This window comes from Microcoleus sp. SVA1B4 (assembly GCF_036700545.1).
GTDB lineage: Bacteria > Cyanobacteriota > Cyanobacteriia > Cyanobacteriales > Microcoleaceae > Microcoleus.
In genome coordinates this window covers 1-14,285 of sequence record NZ_JAUBPB010000081.1, presented here as the reverse complement: position 1 = coordinate 14,285, position 14,285 = coordinate 1, and the positions used below count along the sequence as shown (strand labels likewise).

Below are 14,285 nucleotides of genomic sequence, written 5' to 3'. Positions count from 1 at the left end.
AATCTGAGAATAATGCTCGAAGGTAGTCTTAACAACATCCACGCCTTTATATACCTAATCAAAAATCAGCCCGATCTGTTTTTGATTGAAAATAGAGATGAAGACCTCAAACAGGCAAGTGCTAATTTCGGAGAAACAGAGGACGATATTGCTGAAAACATCCTTGAATGGTGTGAAAAGTATCCCGACATTGAAAACGCATTATCCCTGACTCGCCAAAGATTAGATTCGGGGGAAATCCAATTAACCAATCGCCTCCCAGGAACAACCAAACCGATAGCTCCACCAGCGCCACCACCTCCCAAAGTTTCCAGAGAAACGCTATTAAATGCCATCCAAGAAAGTTTCCCCAACCCGTCAAAATAGCACTCAGGCTCTAGGTGATGAACAATCCTGAATTGACAGGCAAACTTGCCAACCCCAAACTAACGCTGTTTGCCTTTCATTTGTGCAACAACCTTGCAAAAGGCGATAAACAACCTGTAGACAAAGCAGATCATTTATGGCAGAAATGCGCTGCTTTAGGACACCTGCTGCAAACAAATCCGCCGCTCGATTTTTTGCCCGAAAAGCTGAACAATCGAAACAGCCAAAGCCAACCGAGCGACTATCTTGAACTTTACGAGTCAAATGGCGATAGATTTGTGTCATTTACAACAGTTAGCCAACCGGATAAACTGCCCCTGACAGGCGGAATTTACCCGATCCAACTCCACGATAGTTACGCCCTTGACTTCACGCTACTTTCCCCGAATTTAACAGTAGAAATCAACCAACTGAGCAACCTAAATTTTCAAGGTTGTCTGCTACCTGGCGAAATCCAAGCATCACTGGGACAAACTCTAGTATTATTTGCTAAACCTGTTGATTTTGTTGGCAATCATCAAGATTTAGCAGTAGCTTGTGTAGACGCTTTGTTTCAAAATTCAGAGCTTAAACAGCCAAAACCCTATTTAATCGGTGAAGGCAAACTGCTAGGTAGTCCCATTTTTGAATTTGACAACAGTCAAGAAGATCCGAGCTTAAAGTGTCATATCCTAGTCTGGTTAGATACTGATGAAAAAACTTCAGAGATAGAAGCATCCGGCAATTATTACCGTCCGCTGCTCAATTTGTTATGCTGCCGCAGTAAAATCCTTTATGTCTATTACCAAGCGCATCGGTGCAACCAGGAAGCGAGAAAACTGTACAGTCAATTAGAAGAAAAAGTAGAAGAATTTAGCCATTTAAAATCAGATAGAACTCTCCGGTTGGAACAACTAGAGGGCTGGCTGACCGATCTCCCTCAAATCGGGTTAACTTATGCCCGCTATTTGCGAGATATAGAACTTCACCAGATTGCAATAGAAACGAATGCTAAAAACTATAGTTATTGGCTCAAAAAATTTGGCGATTCCAGCATCAAAGACATCGATAACTTAGATTTTTTCAAAGAATTTATTAAGGAGAGCTGCAAGATTTTTCAGCAACAGATTAAACTGAATATGAGTTATCTTACCGCAGGAAAGGAATTGTTTCAACAGATGATTGAAACTATCCGGGGAATTGTGGAAGTTGATGCTCAAAAACAACAGGTAGAGTATGAGAAAAATGAAAGAGATAGCGATCGCAATTTACAAATTACCATAGCCGTTGTCGGTATCGGCATCGGCGTTGCGGGCGTGGTTTCCAGCAGCTACACCTTAGCTGTAGAAAAACCGTGGGCACCGCCATCTTTCCAGCATCCGCTACCGCTGCATCCTTTCTTTGGCGCAGTTATAGTTAGTTGTTTGGGCGGTGGAATCTTGGGAGGGCTTGCTTGGCTGATTGCTCGTAAAGTGCTAAAGTCATCATTCGATAGGCAAAGTGTATCTGGTTCCCAAAGTCAACCAGTTAATCATGTTTTGCAGGAGGCGGAAGAAGTGCGATCGACCAGAGATACAGAAGTTCGATAAGATAGAATTAGGTTCGCCACTGATTAAGCCAGCGGACTTGCCCTTTCCAGTCAGCAGCTTGTGTTTCTGAAAGCAGGCGATCGAGCGAAGCAATTAGACTAGATAATGTCCAACTGTTTTGAGCAGCCAAAATGATGCCACCATGTTCGGGATAACGCTGAGCTAAAACCTGAAAATCCCGGATATTAAACGTAAAAATACACCGCCCTCGCGCTGTTGCTTCTAGCAATTGAGCCTCATCGCTAGCATCTAAAGCCATCCACTCAGTCGGTGTCCGAGTGACATCGTGACTGCGAGATAAAAGGGCGGCTTGCAAAGCTTTAATAGAGGTATCGGCATCTAGATGCAATAGCGGTTTAGACATTAGCAGCTTCGATAATTTGTTCAGCGGCAATAGATGCGTCTATTTCTTGATGGTGAGCCGCATAAAAAGCGAGAACATCGTTCACTTGATCTTCACTTAAGTCATACTCAGTGGCAATTTGGTTTGGAGAAAAACCCCATTTCTGCGCTGCGATGACTACTGTTTGCACCCGCAACCGAGTGCCGCGCAAAACCGGAACGAGTTCGCCGCTAGCGCCGCGCACATAGGTGATTTCAGGAAAAGCCGGATCGTCATTCCGCTGGTTGAGAGTAGCGACTTTTTCGGCTACAGCCCAGAGGATAAACTGATCGAAGGAAATGCCTTGGAGTGTTGCCAATTTTTCAGCTTCTTGCTGTAACTGAACGGGTAAGTTTAAGGCGTAGGATGTCATTGATCTAACTTCCGTTTGCTAATATAATTTCATCGGTTCATTCTTTAACAACTTCCATCAACTCCTCAATCAAAACATCGAGGGTGCGAGCTATCTTTTGAATGGATGTGATATCAACCGTTGCTAGTCCTTCCGATCGAGCATAGTGCCTGACTGTGCTGTACGGAACCTCGGATCGATCGGCAACATCCTTTAGCGTCCATCCTTTTTCGTCAGCCAACTCTCGGATTCGGAACCTAACTAACCCCATTCTACTTGACAAACGATAAGTATCTATGTTTTTAATTCAAACACAATTGTCGATCGACAGTTAAACAGTATTTTGTAGGGTGCGTCGCTGTCACAAGTTCGATCGCACTTGAGGATATCTGATGGCGACGCACCCTACGGTACTAAAACTCGATCGACTTTCTCGAAAAACCACTCAATATAAAACAACTGCCGACAGCCAAAACCGTCAACAGTTGTTTTACATATTCAATGCGGATGGCGAGACTCGAACTCGCAAGGACATATTGCCACACGCACCTCAAGCGTGCGCGTATACCAATTCCGCCACATCCGCTCTTTCTGGCAATCTCCGGGATTTTTGCGTTACCAGTTAAAGATTTACAGGTTGAGGTTCCTGACATTTAACTTGTGACTTGCCCTTTGACACCGCCGATTTACAATCATAGCACCACTACCAGCAAAATGTAAAATAAATTTTTGTGAACAATTTCTGGAAAACGATTATCCAGAACATACCGAAAGGCATTATTGTACAGAATATTGAGTGAATTAAGCAGCGAAGATGGGGTTCTCGAAAATTTTAATCGCTAATCGGGGAGAAATAGCTCTCCGCATATTGCGGACCTGCGAGGAAATGGGGATTGCCACGGTCGCCGTACACTCCACCGTAGATAAACACGCCCTGCACGTCCAGTTGGCAGACGAAGCCGTTTGCATCGGCCCCCCCACCAGCAGCAAAAGCTATTTAAACATCCCCAACATCATCGCGGCTGCCCTGACGCGCAACGCCGCAGCCATTCACCCCGGTTACGGCTTCCTCGCCGAAAACGCCCGATTTGCCGAAATCTGCGCCGACCATCAAATTACCTTCATCGGCCCTTCTCCTGCCGCGATGCGGGCGATGGGCGACAAATCCACCGCCAAAGAAACGATGCAGCGGGTGAAAGTCCCCACAGTTCCCGGTAGCGAGGGATTGCTGGCGGACGATCGCGAAGCTTTGTCGATCGCCCGCGAAATCGGCTATCCTGTGATGATCAAAGCCACAGCCGGCGGTGGAGGCCGCGGGATGAGGCTAGTTAGAGAACCCTCGGAACTCCCCAAACTATTCTCAGCAGCCCAAGGCGAAGCCGACGCAGCCTTCGGCAACCCCGGACTTTACCTGGAAAAATTCATCGAAAAACCGCGGCACATCGAAATCCAAATTCTCGCCGACAACTACGGTAACGTCATCCACCTCGGCGAGAGAGATTGTTCGATTCAGCGCCGACACCAGAAACTCCTCGAAGAAGCCCCCAGCCCAGCCCTCAGCCAGAAACTGCGAGATCAAATGGGTCACGCCGCCATTGCCGCTGCCAAATCCATCAACTACACGGGTGCGGGCACTGTCGAATTTCTGCTTGACAAATCGGGCAAATTCTACTTCATGGAAATGAACACTCGCATCCAAGTAGAACATCCCGTCACCGAGATGATTACAGGCCTCGACTTGATAGCCGAACAAATCCGCATCGCCCAAGGAGAAAAACTGCAAATCAAGCAAAACCAAGTAGTTCTCAACGGCCACGCGATCGAGTGTCGCATCAATGCCGAAGATCCCGATCGCAATTTCCGACCCCACCCCGGCATAATCAGCGGTTATTTGCCTCCCGGTGGCCCCGGCGTGCGGATGGACTCTCACGTCTACACCGATTACGAAATACCCGCTTACTACGATTCTTTAATCGGTAAAGTAATTGTATGGGGGCGCGATCGACCAACAGCCATCCGCAGGATGAAACGGGCATTGCGGGAATGTGCTATCACTGGCGTTCCTACCACCCTCAGCTTCCACCAAAAAATCCTCGATTCCCCCGAGTTTCTTAGCGGCGAAGTTTACACGAATTTCGTCGAACAGTTCTTGAACCAAAACAGTCATTAGTCAGTTGGCAGTTGGCAGTTGGCAGTCAACCGCCAACAGTCAACAGTCAACAGTCAACCGCCAACTTCTACATCATCATTGTCAGCAGCCCTTGCTGACCGAGAATCATTTCTCGCAGCAAGCTACAGATACCCACCCAAATAATCGGCGTAATGTCCACCCCGCCGATCGGCGGTACAATCTTTCTAGTTATGGCTAAAAAAGGTTCCGTGGGCCAAGCAATCAGACTCAACGGCAATTTGCTCAGGTTCACCTCGGGATACCAAGTCAGAACGATCCGAAAAATAAACAGCAAAGTCATCACGACTAGGACAGAGCCCAGAATCCAACTTGCAACGGTAATACCAGTCATGGGTCTTATCTCGAAATCTTAAGTTTTGTTAAGTCTGCCATTCATAATTTTAACCGTTTCACAGGTGCGATCGAAAGTATAAAATTAATAAAAATCAAATTGTTGTAACAAAGGCTTGGAATCTATGACTCCTTCTCTCGCGAACTTTTTGTACAGCCTGCTGGTGGGCGTGGTGGTAGTAGTGCTTCCAGCAACGATCGCCCTGATCTTCATCAGCCAAAAAGACAAAATCAAGCGCACCTAAAAAGTCAGCGGGTTTCTAAGTCCGGCGCTGCAAGTCAATTTTCGGCTACACGTCGGGCATTTCCCCGATGCGAGAAACCTCGGCTGCCAGCAACTGTCAAGGCAAAACCTTCAGTTGACTGCCAAGCTGAGGTTTTTTCCCGTTAAACTCATTATTATACTGACTTCCCAAGCTGAAACCCTGACCGGACTCTGCCCCAGAAAGCACCGTCGGGCTGACAGACTTAATGATAGATGTAAAATCTAACTCGCTAACATAGGAAAGACATAGGAGATAGGCTAATGGTCAATTTAGGATTGAACTGGAGCAGCCTGTTAGGGATTATCCTAGCAGTAGCAGGGGCAGGACTGTATTTTCTGCGATCGTGGCGTCCCAAACTAGCCCGAGACCACGATATTTTTTTTGCAGCAGTCGGCTTGCTGTGCGGCGGTATTCTGTTATTTCAAGGATGGCGGCTTGACCCAATTTTGGCATTCGGTCAATTTCTGTTGACTGGTTCCGCCATATTTTTTGCAGCAGAAAGCATTAAGCTGCGAGGAGCGACCACAGCCCAAGCCAAAAGTCGCGCCCAATACGTAGATGAAGACCGACCGGTCAGCAACGCCTACGGTTACGACGGCTACGATGCCGACATGGAACAGCTAGAACCAGAGGAAGACTATCCGCAGCGTCCCCGCATCAGAGGCAGCCAAGACTACCGTTCTTCTCGGGAAGCCTACGACGACGAACCCCGCCGCCGCCCCTCGAATCGCAACGGCAGCGTTAATACCGGACGGCCCGAGTCGGGCGATCGAGCGTCGCGCAAACGTCCCTCTCGCCCAGAAGCCCCGCCTGCCCAAGAGTCAGACAACTGGGACGTTTCAGACAACCCCGAAGAAAGACCGACCCGCAGCCGCAGCAGTCGCCCCCCAGCTTCGGAAAACCGCAGTTCCGATACGCCGCCGAGAACCAAAAAACCCCGTCCTACGGAATCATCGAGGTCTCGCCCCAGCAACCGCGACGTGGAAGCACCCCCGTCAGACTACGTGGAGTATCGACCTGTAGAATACCCGGAAGACCAACCGGATAATTCCCCCAGTTTCGACAAATAGGCAAACACTAAGTAGATGGGTGAAACTAAACTTTTCTCGTGCCCGCAGGCAAAAAAATAAGTTGCGTTTATTGATGCCCATCTACTTATTCTTCAGATATTAAAGTGCTTCAAAAGACTGTAAATTGCGAGGGTGAAACCCCAAACCAACGGAGATATACACAAATAATATCAAATCCGTTAGCATCGGAATAGTAAATTAGAGTCAACAGTCAACATCATTCCGGTGTTACCGGAAATGATATAAAAGCTAATTTTTTTTCAAAACATATTTTAATATACCGAATCTGTGGAACTAATCGACAGCATCATAATCTAAATATAAAATCCCAAATATTAAATCAGCAAGATGCCATTACTCGAAATAGGAGATCCGGCTCCCTGGTTTTCCGTTCCTTCTACAAATAACCCCTTATTTCATTTCCCGACTGTTGGCGGCCGGCGAGTCGTGCTGTTTTTCTTTGCCAGCACAGCTTTTGAACAAATCCAAGTTATCCTCAAAAGCTTTCAAGAGCTTTCAGAAGAATTCCAAAGCTTGCAAGTACCCAGGTTTGGAGTGAGCGTTGACCAAGCAGACAAAGAACAAAACAGACCAACCACAATTGCTCCGTCATTCCTTTTTTTCTGGGACTTGGATAAAAAAGTCAGCCAGCAGTACGGTGTTTTCCGAGATGTCGAAGAAAATGGAGTTGCCGGAGTTCACTATGCACCACAAACTTTTGTACTCAACGAAAACCTTCAGGTAATTAATATTTTGCCGATGGGCGAACCGCACCAACACGCCCAGCAAGTATTAGATTTTCTCAAAAGTTTGCCCCCAATTGAGGAAGCCCGATCAGCCACTCGCCACGCCCCGGTGTTGGTAATTCCTAACGTTTTGGACAAAGCATCTTGCCGCAGTTTAATCGATATCTACAAAGCTCACGGTGGCAGTCCTTCCGGCTTTATGAGGCAAGTGGAGGGGAAAACTGTTGGCATTCACGACGAGAATTTCAAGAAACGCCGAGATTTCTTTATTGAAGACCCAAAGTTACAAAAGCGATTGAATACGATTATTCTGCGCCGGGTGCGACCGGAAGTAGAAAAAGCTTTTCAGTTTACAATTACCAGGTTTGAACGGTATTTGATAGGTTGTTACGATGCCCAGAGTGGCGGTTATTTTATGCCGCACCGCGACAACACTAGCAAAGCTACGCTGCACCGCAGGTTTGCAATGACGCTAAACTTGAATGTGGGAGAGTACACGGGGGGATTTTTACGGTTTCCAGAGTACGCGCCGCACGGTTATAAAGGGGATTGTGGCACGGCGATTATTTTTTCGTGTTCTTTGCTGCATGAAGCGACGCCGGTGATTAGCGGCCAGCGTTTTGCTTTGCTGTCTTTTTTCTACGGCAATGAGGATGCTGCGGTACGACAAGCTAATTTTAAGTATTTAGCGGCTGATTCAGATTCCCGAATTGGAGAACCGACGTGAGGAATGTCACTACCGTGGTGCAAGTCCTAAAATAATTAGAGAAGGTAGTTAGGGGCTAGCCACCAAACCTAATTCCTAGCTACCGATCGCTAAATACTAATCGATCGCCATGAATTTCAAACTTCTAAGTTTAGCAGTATCGGGAATTTTAACGGTTGGGGTTGCAGCCAGCGCCAGTGCGGTTGTTACCACATCCCCTGTGCGGCAATCAACAGATTTAACGGAATTTAACTCGGTGCATTCCCAGGGTGCGATCGCCCAAACTGTCGAAGAACAAACCAATATTCGAGTCTACGAAAAGGCTAGTCCGGCGGTTGTTACAGTCGATACAGATAAATCTAACGGCAGTGGCACAATTATCAGCCCCGACGGCATGGTGTTAACGAACGCCCACGTTGTTTCGGCAGGCGGTACCGTCAATATCATTTTGTCAGACGGCAGAAAACTTGTCGCCGATGTCATCGGATTCGGCGAAGACGGTCTAGACTTAGCCGTGCTGAAGATTCGCGGTCAAAACAATTTGCCCACTATTCCTTTAGCCCGTCCCGGTTCGGTGAAAGTCGGGCAACAAGCATTTGCGATCGGCAATCCCTTCGGTCAATTTCAAGGTACTTTTACAGTCGGAATCGTCAGCCGCATCGACCAGCAGCGGGGCTTAATTCAAACCGACGCCGCCATCAATCCCGGCAATTCAGGAGGCCCACTGCTCAACAGTTCAGGAGAATTAATCGGCGTCAATACTTCTATTTTTACTCGCGGTCGGGGCGGTGGCAGTATCGGTATCGGTTTTGCAATTTCCGCAGACAAATTACCCGCTTTCCTGACAGCGGTGCGAGAAGGGCGAGCTCCCCGCGCGGCTCAAGCCCGATCGCCCTTTGGTGGCAACCAATCACCTCAAAAAGTTGCGTTAAACGGGCCCCCCGTCAGCGGCCTCCTCACCGACAAGTCTAGCGTTCTGCCCACCGACAACAGCTTTTTTGACCTCTACTCATTTGAGGGAAAAGCGGGCCAGCAAATCACAATAGAAATGAAAAGTCAAGAAATTGACCCTTATTTAATTTTGCTCGGGCCCAACCAGCGCGAAATCGCGCAAGACGATGACGGGGCGGGGAATAAAAACGCCAGAATTACAGTCAGGCTGCCAGCAGACGGGACTTACACGTTAGTGGCAAATTCCTACCAAGCTAGGCAGTCTGGGGCTTATACGTTACAACTGAAAGCGAGTGCTCCTACCGCGCCTTCGAGGGCGATTTTGCAAGAAGAAGGTGCTTTAGTCGCAGGCGGCCCAGTATTGCCGTCTGACAACAGTCTGTATCGAGAGTATACTTTTGAAGGTCGATCGGGTCAGTCTGTAACCATTTCCCTCGAAAGTACAGATTTCGATCCCTATGTGGCTATATTTGGCCCTAACGGCCGATTAGTGGCAGAAAATGACGATGGAAGCGATTCGACTAAAAATTCGTTTCTGACCGTTACGTTGCCCGCTACGGGTCGCTATCGCGTAATTGTCAATGCTTACGATGCTTCGGGCAGGGGTCGTTACACTCTAACTGTCCGGTGAAAATTGAAAATTCGGAACTGGGAATTGGGAATTGGGAATTGGGCAAACAGGGCATTGGTAATTGGTAGCATCTAAGGAATGAGAATTAAATAACTTACAATCTTTATTGTTCTTGTGGCATGGGCGTCCCGCCCGTGCATAAAGGACGGGCGGGACGCCCATCCCACTTTCAAGAGTGTAAATTATTTAATTTGCGATCCTAACAAATAACTAATGACTACTGACTAATGACTACTGACTTCTTCCTTCTTCCTCCGTTACAAATCGAGGTAATTCATGCGTCAAGTTAGATTTTGGGCGATCGCGCCAATTGCTATGGTAGCTACTTTTTCTGGCAAGCCGGCTCTCTCCCTGTCACTTTCAAATTCAGGTGTTGCTAACAACAGATCCACCCTTATTTCAGCAGAATTTCCTCAAAATTTAACTGATGCGAAGACTGCTGCCAACGCTGTTTTAGCTCAAGCAAGCCCCAACCCGTCGCCATCGCCACAAAGTTCGCCAACTCAGAGCCCAACTGTAGAACCTCCGCCCAGTCCTGATGCGAGTTCATCTAAAATCATTTTAGAGCAAAACGGAGAACTCAGCCCTGCTAAGTCTTCTGTACTTCCCTCAGACAGCAGTTTGTACGACGAGTATACCTTTGAAGGCACTCAGGGTCAGAAACTGGTTATTACCGTAGAAAGTACCGAGTTTGATACTTATCTCGCTATTTTCAACTCCCAGGGCGAGCTACTTGGAGAAAATGATGATGTCACGCAGCAAAATTCCAATTCAGAGCTGACTGTTACCTTGTCTGCGAACGGTCGCTATCGCGTCATTGTCAATGCTTACGATCCGCCTCCAAAAGGTAGAGGCAAGTACAGTTTGACCGTCCGCGAAACAACTGGAAATTAGTTTGATATCATGTCCGCTCGAACGATTAAAAGGGCGGGTTTTTGAGATTGTCAATTATTGGCAGATATTTTTCGTGAGGGGATCCCCTACCGTATTAGGGGTCATCGACCGAACAGAATATGAACTAAACTTCGGAGTCAGGGCACGGCAATGCCGTGTCCCTATAATTCAAGGACGATCGCACTATAAGCAACTACTATTCACTTTGGTAAATTCATATGTTTTTATGCCACTATAAATGTTATATAGCCTTTCTCAGAAAGATGAGGTACTCATGGGCATAGGGCATAGGGCATAGGGCATAGGGCATAGGGCATAGGGCATACCTCACTTTTTTGAGAACCGCTATAAGCTGCTAGGCATTTAAATTGAATCTAGAGACGGGCAGGATGCCCGTTCCACAATAATTGTAGAAAAATGGACTTTCAAATTAGATGCACAACAGCTTAATCTTGTACCTCTAATTTGATCAACTCTATTTTAAATAACTCTTAAAAATCAAAAGGAAGCTGAAATATAGATAATTTTTCAGCTTCCATTTTGAATTGATTTTGATTAATTTAACGCAGACCCAGCCAGGTGAAAAAATCCTGGCGGGTGAAGAATTCTAGCAGCAAAAGTCCCACGAACCCCACCATCGCAAATCGTCCGTTGATTTGTTCGGCGTAGGCATTCCACCCAAAGGCTGGTTCTGGTTTTGGGGTATTTGGGGTTGTCGGTTTTGGGGATGGAGGAGTTTTAGCAGTCATTTAAAAGTTTTAAGTTTCGAGTTGTGAGTGATGATTTTGGGGAAGCTTTGCGATCGCACAACTTGTAATTTACCAGGAAAATGACAGCCGATCGCTAATCTGCTGACTTTTCTAAACTTTGAACCGATTCGATCAGATTTCGCACGGTTTCGGTACCTTCAGAAGGCTCAAAAAACAGCGGGAACTTGCCGCGAGCGATCATTCTCAAACCCAACGGGCCCAGACTCAGCAAACCTTTAACGTCGCGGAAGTAGTTTCCTACTACTTCGATGCCAAATTTGCGCTCATCTATCCAGCCACCTTCTTTGACGAGATCGATTAAGACTTTGCGGTGGCGGATCGATCGACTGGCTTGGTCGTCTTTGCGATCGAGAATCTCTTGTTTAATCTTACCAATTTGATCCATCGGCGCAACTTCCATCGGACAAACCGAGTTGCAGTAGTAACAGCGGGTGCATCCCCAGACGCCTGCAGTGCCTTCGTTGTATTTTTCGAGCCGATTTTCGGTTTCGCTGTCGCGGGAGTCGGCGATCGTGCGGTAAGCTTTGGCGAGGGCGTGGGGGCCGACAAATTCCGGGTTGACTTCGCGGGCGTTGCACTCAGAATAGCACGCACCGCAGAGGATGCAGTTGCCTGTTTGGTCGAGTTTCGATCGCTCTTCTGGAGTTTGCAGAAATTCGCGTTCTGGAATTGCTCGCGAGGCTGTGCTGACATAGGGTTCAACTGCTTCGAGGTTGTCCCAAAAACTCGTCATGTCAACAACCAAATCTTTAATAACCGGCATATTTCCCATTGGGGCGACGGTGATTTCTGGGATGAAATCGGTAGGCATTTCTGCTGAGCTGGAATCAGCTATTTTTTGCAGTCTTGCGAGTTCGCTGGCCACATTTTCTTTGCACGCTAATGCCGATCGACCGTTAATTCGCATAGAACAACTGCCGCAAATTGTATTGCGGCAATTTTTGCGAAAAGCTAAAGTGCCGTCGTGTTCCCACTTAATACTGTTGAGGCAGTCAAGGATGGTATTGCTCTCTTCCACATCTAGGGTGTAAGTGTGAATCCGGGGAGCCTCGTTTTGATTTTGGCGCACTACATTAAAGCGGACTTTCATATTTTGATTAAGGAATTTAGTGTTTATTTTAAGCTGAATTTTTGGACTCTCTAGAAAGCTCTTATTTTTTTAACAACTATCTAAAGTCAGAGATTTTTCAAATTTTATTATTGTTTGATAAACATCAATAATTCTCAAGTTATAAATCCTAAATTGCCAATTTTTTAAGCGGATTTGTGAGCTATTAATTGGAGATGAAAGTAATTAATCGCTACAACTCGCTAGTCGGAGGTGCGTGATGTCCAGCTTGTTTGTATTAACTTTTATGTTTTCCACACCTGCTTTTTGTCTGGGTCTGCTAAATCCTCAATGGGTGGGACTGGGAACTCGCAAGCGATCGGCTGCCTTGTACGGCGGGTTGATGGCAGTTTCGTTCGTTTTGCTTGGGGTTACAGCACCTAAGACGCCACAACCAGTTTCATCGGGGCTGCTGGCCTCAAATGAATGGCCAGAATTTAAGGTCAGCGCACCTTTGCGCTGAACGTAGCTGGGTATGCATCTCACTTTTTTGGTAGCATTACAAGAAATTTTACCAGGAATTACGCCCGGTTGGGCCTACAAACTTAGTTTTTTAACTACCAGCCGGGAAGTCCCGGGCGTATATTCAGAGGGGACGCATCTGAGCGCTACGCCCCGTACCCCGAATGAATTACGCCCGCGTGATGAAAGGCTCGTCGGGTGTAGGTACGGAAACCGACAATTAGACATTGCGAGTACCTTGAACTTTGATGTACTTTCTAACTATTAAATCGAAAAAATGGTACATTAAAGTAGGTGGAAAAAAAGAAGTTTCCCATGCAACTAACATACAAATACCGCCTCAAACCCACAAAAACCCAATTAGCAAAAATTGTGGCTCATCTAGAACTCTGTCGTCGGCAGTACAACTACCGACGGGCGTGAAAGATTCAGATGGTGGGAATCCACGAGAACGCCCGTCAACGCCTGTCCCTTGATTGTTTCGATAGTCCCTATTGAGGAGATTTATCAAAACATTCCTTTGACGAGAGTGCAGACTAGGGATGGTAGAAAAAAGGATGAATTAGGTAATCCTTTGACTAAAAAGGGTGACATTTTCTCGAACATTGAAGGCGGTTATGTGCAGTGGCAAACCATACAGCTTGCCGACCTGAAAAACACTAAAAAACTATTTCCTGATTATAAAGTGTTGGATTCACAGGTTTTACAAGATGTCCTCAACAGGGTGGAAACTTCCTTTTCAAATTTCACCACGCCGGATAAAAATGGCAATCGTAGGGGCCAATCCAAGTTCAAAGGGTTTCACTACTACAAATCTTTCACTTATCCTCAGTTGGACAATTTAAATATTGTCAAGGACGAGCAAAATAGGATTTGTATTAACCTCGCAAAAATAGGTAAGCGTGCCTATGGTCTTTCACCGCCCCATACCAACGGGTTTCAAAGTTAAGACGGGTAGTGTTATCAGAGAAGCGGATGGGTGGTATATTTCCCTGACGCTAGAAGATAAGACGGTTCCTGTAACGGTTGCAGAAATTCAACCGACTGATGAAAACACTGTTGGTATAGATTTAGGAATAACTAATTACGTCGCTCTTTCTAATGGCGAAAGAGTTGAGAATCCTAGATTTTTGAGGAAGTCGGCCCCGAAGCTGGCAAGACTTCAAGCGAAGCTAGCTAACCGAGTTAAGGGTTCTAAGCCTTGGAAAGTTATCAAGGACAGGATTTCTAGACTTCATCAGTTCGTAGCCAGAGCTAGATTGGATTTTCAGTTTAAAACGGCACATGAGCTGTTCGGGAAATGTGAAGTTTTAGCTGTTGAAGACTTGAGTGTCAAAAATCTGACTAGACGCGCTAAGCCCAAGACCGATATTGAGGATGGTAATTTGGTTTATTTGCCCAACGGTCAATCAGCTAAGAAATGAGAATTAAATAACTTCCACTCTTGAAAGTGGGATGGGCGTCCCGCCCGTCCAAAAAGGACGGGCGGGAC

18 protein-coding genes and 1 tRNA gene are annotated in these 14,285 nt (G+C 46.6%); 12 read left to right on the top strand and 7 right to left on the bottom strand.

The window, feature by feature from the left end; translation table 11 throughout:
• The first annotated feature begins 12 nt into the window (after positions 1 to 12).
• Positions 13 to 366, top strand: coding sequence for a hypothetical protein (locus QT987_RS26040; protein WP_333246030.1), 354 nt, complete (start codon positions 13 to 15; stop codon positions 364 to 366).
• A 17-nt stretch (positions 367 to 383) separates the two neighbouring features.
• The gene (locus tag QT987_RS26035) at positions 384 to 1,934 is read left to right on the top strand and encodes a hypothetical protein (RefSeq protein WP_333246028.1); all 1,551 of its coding nucleotides are present in this window, start codon (positions 384 to 386) and stop codon (positions 1,932 to 1,934) included.
• Between the two features lie 7 nt (positions 1,935 to 1,941).
• Here QT987_RS26035 and QT987_RS26030 read toward each other — a convergent pair whose 3' ends face one another.
• The 4 genes from QT987_RS26030 to QT987_RS26015 all read right to left on the bottom strand — a co-directional run bounded on the left by QT987_RS26030 (position 1,942) and on the right by QT987_RS26015 (position 3,254).
• Positions 1,942 to 2,298, bottom strand: a complete 357-nt coding sequence (locus QT987_RS26030) for a DUF5615 family PIN-like protein (RefSeq protein ID WP_333127850.1) — start codon at positions 2,296 to 2,298, stop codon at positions 1,942 to 1,944.
• Positions 2,291 to 2,689, bottom strand: coding sequence for a DUF433 domain-containing protein (locus tag QT987_RS26025; protein WP_333229339.1), 399 nt, complete (start codon positions 2,687 to 2,689; stop codon positions 2,291 to 2,293). The genes QT987_RS26030 and QT987_RS26025 overlap by 8 nt, the downstream gene beginning before the upstream one ends.
• Before the next feature lie 37 nt (positions 2,690 to 2,726).
• Positions 2,727 to 2,939: a helix-turn-helix domain-containing protein gene (locus QT987_RS26020; protein WP_006634859.1), complete on the bottom strand. Its 213-nt coding sequence runs from the start codon at positions 2,937 to 2,939 to the stop codon at positions 2,727 to 2,729.
• A gap of 231 nt (positions 2,940 to 3,170) precedes the next feature.
• Positions 3,171 to 3,254: transfer RNA gene (locus tag QT987_RS26015), tRNA-Leu, on the bottom strand.
• A 228-nt stretch (positions 3,255 to 3,482) separates the two neighbouring features.
• On the opposite strand from QT987_RS26015, the gene accC reads away from it, so the two are divergent.
• Positions 3,483 to 4,838, top strand: a complete 1,356-nt coding sequence (gene accC / locus QT987_RS26010) for an acetyl-CoA carboxylase biotin carboxylase subunit (protein ID WP_333246026.1) — start codon at positions 3,483 to 3,485, stop codon at positions 4,836 to 4,838.
• A 67-nt stretch (positions 4,839 to 4,905) separates the two neighbouring features.
• On the opposite strand, the gene QT987_RS26005 is transcribed toward accC, so the two are convergent.
• On the bottom strand, positions 4,906 to 5,190 hold the full coding sequence (locus tag QT987_RS26005) for a YggT family protein (RefSeq protein WP_333051898.1): 285 nt from the start codon (positions 5,188 to 5,190) through the stop codon (positions 4,906 to 4,908).
• Positions 5,191 to 5,314: 124 nt separating this feature from the next.
• Between QT987_RS26005 and psbX the strand changes: the two genes are divergently transcribed.
• The 5 genes from psbX to QT987_RS25980 all read left to right on the top strand — a co-directional run bounded on the left by psbX (position 5,315) and on the right by QT987_RS25980 (position 10,453).
• Positions 5,315 to 5,434 (top strand): photosystem II reaction center X protein, encoded by a 120-nt coding sequence (gene psbX / locus QT987_RS26000; protein WP_333051895.1) that lies wholly within the window; start codon positions 5,315 to 5,317, stop codon positions 5,432 to 5,434.
• 281 nt (positions 5,435 to 5,715) lie between these two features.
• Positions 5,716 to 6,525: a Ycf66 family protein gene (locus QT987_RS25995; RefSeq protein ID WP_333246025.1), complete on the top strand. Its 810-nt coding sequence runs from the start codon at positions 5,716 to 5,718 to the stop codon at positions 6,523 to 6,525.
• Positions 6,526 to 6,873: 348 nt separating this feature from the next.
• Positions 6,874 to 7,998, top strand: a complete 1,125-nt coding sequence (locus tag QT987_RS25990; protein ID WP_333246023.1) for a redoxin domain-containing protein — start codon at positions 6,874 to 6,876, stop codon at positions 7,996 to 7,998.
• 109 nt (positions 7,999 to 8,107) lie between these two features.
• Positions 8,108 to 9,559: a trypsin-like peptidase domain-containing protein gene (locus QT987_RS25985; protein ID WP_333246021.1), complete on the top strand. Its 1,452-nt coding sequence runs from the start codon at positions 8,108 to 8,110 to the stop codon at positions 9,557 to 9,559.
• 276 nt (positions 9,560 to 9,835) lie between these two features.
• Positions 9,836 to 10,453 (top strand): pre-peptidase C-terminal domain-containing protein, encoded by a 618-nt coding sequence (locus QT987_RS25980; protein WP_333246020.1) that lies wholly within the window; start codon positions 9,836 to 9,838, stop codon positions 10,451 to 10,453.
• A gap of 560 nt (positions 10,454 to 11,013) precedes the next feature.
• On the opposite strand, the gene QT987_RS25975 is transcribed toward QT987_RS25980, so the two are convergent.
• Both QT987_RS25975 and QT987_RS25970 read right to left on the bottom strand, forming a co-directional pair.
• Positions 11,014 to 11,202, bottom strand: a complete 189-nt coding sequence (locus QT987_RS25975; RefSeq protein ID WP_333051883.1) for a chlorophyll a/b-binding protein — start codon at positions 11,200 to 11,202, stop codon at positions 11,014 to 11,016.
• Between the two features lie 94 nt (positions 11,203 to 11,296).
• Complete coding sequence (locus QT987_RS25970) at positions 11,297 to 12,313, bottom strand: succinate dehydrogenase/fumarate reductase iron-sulfur subunit (protein ID WP_333246018.1); 1,017 nt, start codon at positions 12,311 to 12,313, stop codon at positions 11,297 to 11,299.
• Between the two features lie 238 nt (positions 12,314 to 12,551).
• Between QT987_RS25970 and QT987_RS25965 the strand changes: the two genes are divergently transcribed.
• The 4 genes from QT987_RS25965 to QT987_RS25950 all read left to right on the top strand — a co-directional run bounded on the left by QT987_RS25965 (position 12,552) and on the right by QT987_RS25950 (position 14,217).
• Entirely contained in the window at positions 12,552 to 12,794 is a 243-nt protein-coding gene (locus tag QT987_RS25965; protein ID WP_333246016.1) for a hypothetical protein, read from the top strand.
• 314 nt (positions 12,795 to 13,108) lie between these two features.
• Positions 13,109 to 13,216, top strand: coding sequence for a helix-turn-helix domain-containing protein (locus tag QT987_RS25960; RefSeq protein WP_333246015.1), 108 nt, complete (start codon positions 13,109 to 13,111; stop codon positions 13,214 to 13,216).
• A 49-nt stretch (positions 13,217 to 13,265) separates the two neighbouring features.
• Positions 13,266 to 13,742, top strand: a complete 477-nt coding sequence (locus tag QT987_RS25955; protein ID WP_333246013.1) for a hypothetical protein — start codon at positions 13,266 to 13,268, stop codon at positions 13,740 to 13,742.
• Complete coding sequence (locus QT987_RS25950; protein WP_333246011.1) at positions 13,702 to 14,217, top strand: transposase; 516 nt, start codon at positions 13,702 to 13,704, stop codon at positions 14,215 to 14,217. Before QT987_RS25955 ends, QT987_RS25950 begins: the two co-directional genes overlap by 41 nt.
• The last annotated feature ends 68 nt before the right edge of the window (positions 14,218 to 14,285 follow it).

Bases quoted from the DNA above. Each gene is read 5' to 3' on its own strand.
- QT987_RS25990 (WP_333246023.1), top strand. From the start codon at position 6,874: ATGCCATTACTCGAAATAGGAGATCCGGCTCCCTGGTTTTCCGTTCCT.
- QT987_RS26035 (WP_333246028.1), top strand. From the start codon at position 384: ATGAACAATCCTGAATTGACAGGCAAACTTGCCAACCCCAAACTAACG.
- QT987_RS25985 (WP_333246021.1), top strand. From the start codon at position 8,108: ATGAATTTCAAACTTCTAAGTTTAGCAGTATCGGGAATTTTAACGGTT.
- QT987_RS25960 (WP_333246015.1), top strand. From the start codon at position 13,109: ATGCAACTAACATACAAATACCGCCTCAAACCCACAAAAACCCAATTA.
- QT987_RS26020 (WP_006634859.1), bottom strand. From the start codon at position 2,939: ATGGGGTTAGTTAGGTTCCGAATCCGAGAGTTGGCTGACGAAAAAGGA.
- QT987_RS25995 (WP_333246025.1), top strand. From the start codon at position 5,716: ATGGTCAATTTAGGATTGAACTGGAGCAGCCTGTTAGGGATTATCCTA.
- QT987_RS25975 (WP_333051883.1), bottom strand. From the start codon at position 11,202: ATGACTGCTAAAACTCCTCCATCCCCAAAACCGACAACCCCAAATACC.
- QT987_RS25965 (WP_333246016.1), top strand. From the start codon at position 12,552: ATGTCCAGCTTGTTTGTATTAACTTTTATGTTTTCCACACCTGCTTTT.
- QT987_RS25970 (WP_333246018.1), bottom strand. From the start codon at position 12,313: ATGAAAGTCCGCTTTAATGTAGTGCGCCAAAATCAAAACGAGGCTCCC.
- QT987_RS26005 (WP_333051898.1), bottom strand. From the start codon at position 5,190: ATGACTGGTATTACCGTTGCAAGTTGGATTCTGGGCTCTGTCCTAGTC.
- psbX (WP_333051895.1), top strand. From the start codon at position 5,315: ATGACTCCTTCTCTCGCGAACTTTTTGTACAGCCTGCTGGTGGGCGTG.
- QT987_RS26040 (WP_333246030.1), top strand. From the start codon at position 13: ATGCTCGAAGGTAGTCTTAACAACATCCACGCCTTTATATACCTAATC.
- QT987_RS26025 (WP_333229339.1), bottom strand. From the start codon at position 2,689: ATGACATCCTACGCCTTAAACTTACCCGTTCAGTTACAGCAAGAAGCT.
- QT987_RS26030 (WP_333127850.1), bottom strand. From the start codon at position 2,298: ATGTCTAAACCGCTATTGCATCTAGATGCCGATACCTCTATTAAAGCT.
- accC (WP_333246026.1), top strand. From the start codon at position 3,483: ATGGGGTTCTCGAAAATTTTAATCGCTAATCGGGGAGAAATAGCTCTC.
- QT987_RS25950 (WP_333246011.1), top strand. From the start codon at position 13,702: ATGGTCTTTCACCGCCCCATACCAACGGGTTTCAAAGTTAAGACGGGT.
- QT987_RS25980 (WP_333246020.1), top strand. From the start codon at position 9,836: ATGCGTCAAGTTAGATTTTGGGCGATCGCGCCAATTGCTATGGTAGCT.